Below are 5184 nucleotides of genomic sequence, written 5' to 3' on the forward strand. Positions count from 1 at the left end.
AAGACCCTTACTTTTTTGGAATTTGGGATAAAGAACATTCAAAAGTGCTGGGCACGCTTGCGCTAATGCGTAACGATCGACAAAATGGCGTTATCGAAGTAGGTTATGTAATATACAGCCAGCAATTGAAAAAAAGCATTCAAGCTACCGAAGCCCAGTATTTGTTGGCAAAGTATGTTTTTGAGATTTTAGGGTACAGAAGATACGAATGGAAATGCGATAGTCTAAATGAGCCTTCTAAATTAGCTGCACAGAGGTTAGGATTTGAATATGAAGGCACATTCCGGCAGGCAGTTGTGTACAAAAATAGAAACCGCGATACATCGTGGTTCTCAATGCTTGATTGTGAATGGGAACGGAACAAAAAAAGGCTTGAAAAATGGTTATCGCCGGGTAATTTTGATCAAGACGGAAAACAGCTGCTTTCTTTAAACGACCTAAAATAATTGGTAATTACCTTTGTCAGTTTTGGGTACACCCAAATTAGACATAATTAAAGAAAAAACGTAGGCTTCTATTTTCGATACATGATTTTATCCGATTATGGTATATAATCGTTTATTTCTGGCGGTCATAAAAAAGAACCCTATGGGTATAGGGTTCTTCATACATGATTTTATCCAATTTCATGTATGAATCAAACTTTGAGAATTGTCTTAATAGTGATTATTTTGGATACATTTCATTAATCAGTATTTACTAAGTGAATTATATGATTTTTATTTTTGAAACCAGCTAGCTCACTAAAGATACTAGGTTTTAATTCATTTATAATTTTTAAAGATTCCCATGTAATATCTTGATCATCATTATCTATACCATGATATTCTTTTTTCTCTTTTATTTTACCTTTATAAACAAAAAGAAATTCATGAAAATCCTTTTTTGATTGTTTTTCTAAGAAAAAATTTTCAATTACTGAAAATAATTCTACATCATAAAATTTTTCTCCAGTTTCTTCCAAAACTTCACGTTTTACTGCTTCACTAGTAGTCTCTGAAAATTTTACTCTACCACCTGGTAAAGAAATTATTCCATCAACGTATTTAGAAACTAGTAAACTATTTTGGCTTTCTATCCATGCTGCTACCCTAATATTTAATTTTCCTGAATCTGTATCTAAAGTTAAATCCATATTAAATTACTCCTTAACGTTTATTTAAAATAATAAAAATGAGTTAAAAATATACCTTATTTTAAAAAGGTTCTTGATACACGACTTTATATAATTTCATGTATTGTTAAATAATAAAAAAATATTTGCTTACGCTATATTGTTATTTTTCTCTATTGGGACCCATATCTGCATTTGATATTCATTAGAATTAGTAACTTTTTCGGGGTAGAATTCTAAATCGACGTCTCCAGAATATGTATAACCACTTTCCGGGAAGAAGTTCTTCCACATATAATTCCACGCTTTATGTATTGAATCGGGGATTTTTCCATTACATGGGATGATAACAAATGTTGATGATTTTACCTGAATGACTTCAACAGGTAGATGGTTAACTTTATCTGGGTTTTCAACTTCCCACCCAGCCATATACTTAATTTTCCCATCATCTGTGATTCCATAGCATACTCCGAAGCTTCTTCCACTACTAAGATTTATTAAATCGTCAATTAAGTCAGAATGAGATAACTGATTCCAAAGAATTGAAATATCGGGATTCATGATAGTCGTTTCTATTGAAATACCAGCCACATAAAAAGCAGGAAGTACCTTTATTTCTATCGGAAGATTGTTCCCTCCTTCGACTGATAAATTTAATTCTAAAGAATTAAATAGGTTAATTGGAGCATCTTTACGGGCTGCGGACGGAGTAGCCCCATGTTGTTTTTTAAAAGCAACAGTAAAAGCATCTGGCGTTTCATATCCATATTTTAAAGCAATCTCTAAAATATTATGTTGTGTGTGTTTAAGTTCAAAAGCAGCTCTTGTTAATCGTCTTTTTCGAATATAATCAGAAAGTGTGATATTAAAGAGCACTGGAAACACACGCTGTAAAGAACTGCTGCTTATACTCAAACCTTTACAAAGTTGAGTATAGTTTACGTCTTGGTCAATATTATTTTCAATGCGGTTTATAATCTCTAATAAATCATCCATTTTATACACTTCCTTTTGTAAGTATCATACTAGCATTGAAAAAGATTGTAAAATCCTAATTTTCTTGTACAGAAAATGACGGGAAAGAACTCGTGAAGAAAGATAGAATCTAATCAGGAGGTGTTAAAATGAATTCATTTATTGGAGATGTACCTTTATGCTACACTAACTCAGTCGCTATGGTGCTAAAGTCTTATGGGTATCATTTTCAACCTGAGTATATAGAAGCCCTAATGGTAATGGGTAATGGGGCAAGCTTTGTTGATAAGAATACAAAACACCCATTAGTTTTTTTTGACAACGGACTACCCGATTTATCTATTAGTAACTCTTTAACTATGCTTGGATTCAATTATGAAGAATTTTACTTAACTGATATTGACGAAAATTCCATCGAACTTAGTAAGAAAAAATTAGAACAGTTTTTGAGAAGGGGGTCAGTTATTGTTGGTCCCTTAGATATGGGACACTTAAACTACAATCCAAATTCTATCAATCAAAGCGGAGTTGATCATTTTGTTTCAGTAACAAATCTAGAAAATGATTATATCTATTTACATGACCCTGCTGGTTATCCTTATATGAAAATGAGATTTGAAGAGTTTGTAAAAGATTGGAGAGCCGAAGATGTTGATTATAAAAGAGGATCATTTTCAATGTGGGGAAATTTATACCGAACTAAAACACCCACTGCTAAAGAAATTTTTCATTGCGTATCAATTGTTATGAAAACTCGTTATGAACAGGGAGATACAAAAGTAATAGAGTATTACGCGAATGCGATTAAAACAAATGGTTTAAATCAACAGCAACAAAAAATTCATCACTATTTTAGTTTTCGATTAGCTTCTGCTAGAAATTTATATATGAGTGAGTTCCTTAAAGAATTTGACTTACCTAGAGCCGAAATTAAGGAGAAATTGGCTATTTCGTTTGGACAAGCACACTTGGACAGCATGAAAAAAGAATACACCAACTTGGCAAATACACTTATGGACATTGCTAAACTAGATGAACTATTTAGAACATTATGTATTCAACATAAAGGAGACTGATAATTATGGATAAAACCATTAATACAGAATTGGGGATTATACAAGAGGTTACTGTCGAAAAAATGAACTTTCTTTATATAGAAATACCGAATGATATAGACAATCAAAAAAAAGCTTGGCCCACATTTGAAGCCCGCTTTCCTTCTTTAACAGGCAGGAAAATGTATGGACTAGATTATGGAGAGAGCAAATTATACAGGGTATGTACACTCGTTCTGGAAAGTGATCATGGAGAATTATTTGGATTTGATCAATTCGAATTTGAGGGAGGAACTTATATACGATTACGCCTCAAATTTGATCCACCAGAACTATATGAAAAAATCGGTCCAGCTTATCAGTTATTAATTGGTCATTACGAAGAGGATATCAATTGGTCATTTCCATTTATAGAACACTATAAGGCAAAAAACATACTAGATATCATGATTCCAATTACAAAATGATAATATCGATTTTATTATACTTACTACACAATCAAAGATAGTGAATCGCCATATGACAGAATTAAGTAATAGTAAATTTCAAGTTTAAGTTAGCCACCTATTTTATCAAATGTATCTTTGCTTAAATAGTAGTGCTTTAATTGATTAATAGAAAGCCGATTGAACAAGTGACCTTTAAACGAGGAAGTATTTTATTCAACTGGGTGACTAACTTGAAATTTACGACCCGAATCTTTTTATAAATCCTTATAAATTCCTTATAATTATCTTTTATACTCTACTTATAGGCAAAATATAAGTTTATTAGGAGGTAATTAAGATGTCAGATTATATTTTTTCTTTTTTTTGTGCCTTATAATTAAAGGTGTTAGATTGCGTCATAACTCAACGCCATAAACACATACCTTTTTTTCTGTAAAAGTACAAAATTTGCTATCTAAATCAGATTGGAGACATAATATGAAATATTTACCACTAACAAAATCTGCTGAACTCACGAAAAATTACAGGCGCGGAGGATGGATTACTTTAATAATTGGATTACTTATTTTTTCATTAGTTAGTAGTTTAGTCATTCAAATAGGTTCCTTTTTTTCTGATAGTTTTGGAATCCTCATTCAACTTTATTTCTATTCATTAGTAATTTTAGCAATTATTCTATACTCTAAATTTGTAGAAAAAAGAGATATTCAATCGTTAGGGATAAGTTCTAAAAATTTCACAAAAAATTATTCTTTTGGTGCAATTTTGGGTTTCGTAATGATAGGAGCAACTATTATAGGCAATTTGATTATGCAAAGTATTTCAATCAGCATAAATAATAACGTTAATATATTATATTTAATATTACTTCTGTTTGGCTTTTGTATTCAAGGCTTTGCAGAAGAGCTTCTCTTTAAAGGATATATTATGAATACTATAGCTAGCATGAGCAATATGACTATAGGAATAGTTATAAATTCTGTTATTTTCTCATTAAATCATGCAATTAATCCTAATGTTACGAGTATTGGATTAATAAACATATTTTTACTTGGTTTCTTACTATCGTTAATATTTTTTTACAGTGATAATTTGTATTTAGTAGGAGCTTTGCATAGTAGTTGGAATTTTTTTATTGCTATTTTAGGGTTACCAGTTAGTGGAAAGATAGTTAATGAAACCATATTTAGAATTAAAACAATTGATAGCCTTTCGATCTTAAATGGTGGCAATTTTGGATTAGAAGGTGGATTATTAGCAACTATATAAATTGAGTTAAATTGCATTCGTTTTTCCTCCTGTAGGCGTATACTAAAGAAAACACTTGAGGAGTGGGGAACATGGAAACAGAACGCCAAATCCGTGAATTGGAAAAAGCGATGACTACGACAGACAACCGCCGGTTGTACGAGCGTTGCCTGGCAGTCAAGTTGGTTCTCGAAGGCCACACCCGGAAAGAAGCCGGGCACACCATCGGCCGCGACGAGCATACTGTCAGCCACTATATGAAAAATTACTGCCATAATGGAATCCAAGGTTTAGTCTCCAAAAAACAAAGCGGACGACCTTCACGGCTGACAGATGAACA

General features: G+C 32.0%; 7 protein-coding genes. 5 read left to right on the forward strand and 2 right to left on the reverse strand.

All coding sequences use genetic code 11. The features are described from left to right. Positions 1–446 (forward strand): GNAT family N-acetyltransferase (locus tag BMZ71_RS14285; protein WP_143071461.1); only part of this gene is annotated, 446 nt, incomplete at its 5' end. A 239-nt stretch (positions 447–685) separates the two neighbouring features. On the opposite strand, the gene BMZ71_RS14290 is transcribed toward BMZ71_RS14285, so the two are convergent. Continuing rightward, positions 686–1135, reverse strand: coding sequence for an NUDIX domain-containing protein (locus BMZ71_RS14290; protein WP_086990857.1), 450 nt, complete (start codon positions 1133–1135; stop codon positions 686–688). Positions 1136–1264: 129 nt separating this feature from the next. Further along, the gene (locus BMZ71_RS14295; RefSeq protein WP_086990855.1) at positions 1265–2113 is read right to left on the reverse strand and encodes an AraC family transcriptional regulator; all 849 of its coding nucleotides are present in this window, start codon (positions 2111–2113) and stop codon (positions 1265–1267) included. A gap of 128 nt (positions 2114–2241) precedes the next feature. On the opposite strand from BMZ71_RS14295, the gene BMZ71_RS14300 reads away from it, so the two are divergent. The 4 genes from BMZ71_RS14300 to BMZ71_RS14315 form a co-directional block, all read left to right on the forward strand. Then, on the forward strand, positions 2242–3168 hold the full coding sequence (locus tag BMZ71_RS14300; protein ID WP_086990854.1) for a DNA repair protein RadC: 927 nt from the start codon (positions 2242–2244) through the stop codon (positions 3166–3168). 5 nt (positions 3169–3173) lie between these two features. Next, positions 3174–3614: a hypothetical protein gene (locus BMZ71_RS14305; RefSeq protein WP_034537918.1), complete on the forward strand. Its 441-nt coding sequence runs from the start codon at positions 3174–3176 to the stop codon at positions 3612–3614. 459 nt (positions 3615–4073) lie between these two features. Next, positions 4074–4865 carry a CPBP family intramembrane glutamic endopeptidase gene (locus BMZ71_RS14310; RefSeq protein ID WP_086990852.1) on the forward strand — a complete coding sequence of 264 codons (792 nt, stop codon included), beginning with the start codon at positions 4074–4076 and terminating at the stop codon, positions 4863–4865. Positions 4866–4936: 71 nt separating this feature from the next. Continuing rightward, the coding region (locus tag BMZ71_RS14315; RefSeq protein WP_143071462.1) for a helix-turn-helix domain-containing protein at positions 4937–5184 on the forward strand (248 nt) is incomplete at its 3' end.

The sequence above is a fragment of the Trichococcus flocculiformis genome, assembly GCF_900113645.1.
Lineage (GTDB): Bacteria > Bacillota > Bacilli > Lactobacillales > Aerococcaceae > Trichococcus > Trichococcus flocculiformis.

What these genes read in the sequence shown, in the direction of transcription:
- BMZ71_RS14290 (WP_086990857.1), bottom strand. Translation starts at nt 1,135, where the DNA reads ATGGATTTAACTTTAGATACAGATTCAGGAAAATTAAATATTAGGGTA.
- BMZ71_RS14310 (WP_086990852.1), top strand. Translation starts at nt 4,074, where the DNA reads ATGAAATATTTACCACTAACAAAATCTGCTGAACTCACGAAAAATTAC.
- BMZ71_RS14305 (WP_034537918.1), top strand. Translation starts at nt 3,174, where the DNA reads ATGGATAAAACCATTAATACAGAATTGGGGATTATACAAGAGGTTACT.
- BMZ71_RS14300 (WP_086990854.1), top strand. Translation starts at nt 2,242, where the DNA reads ATGAATTCATTTATTGGAGATGTACCTTTATGCTACACTAACTCAGTC.
- BMZ71_RS14295 (WP_086990855.1), bottom strand. Translation starts at nt 2,113, where the DNA reads ATGGATGATTTATTAGAGATTATAAACCGCATTGAAAATAATATTGAC.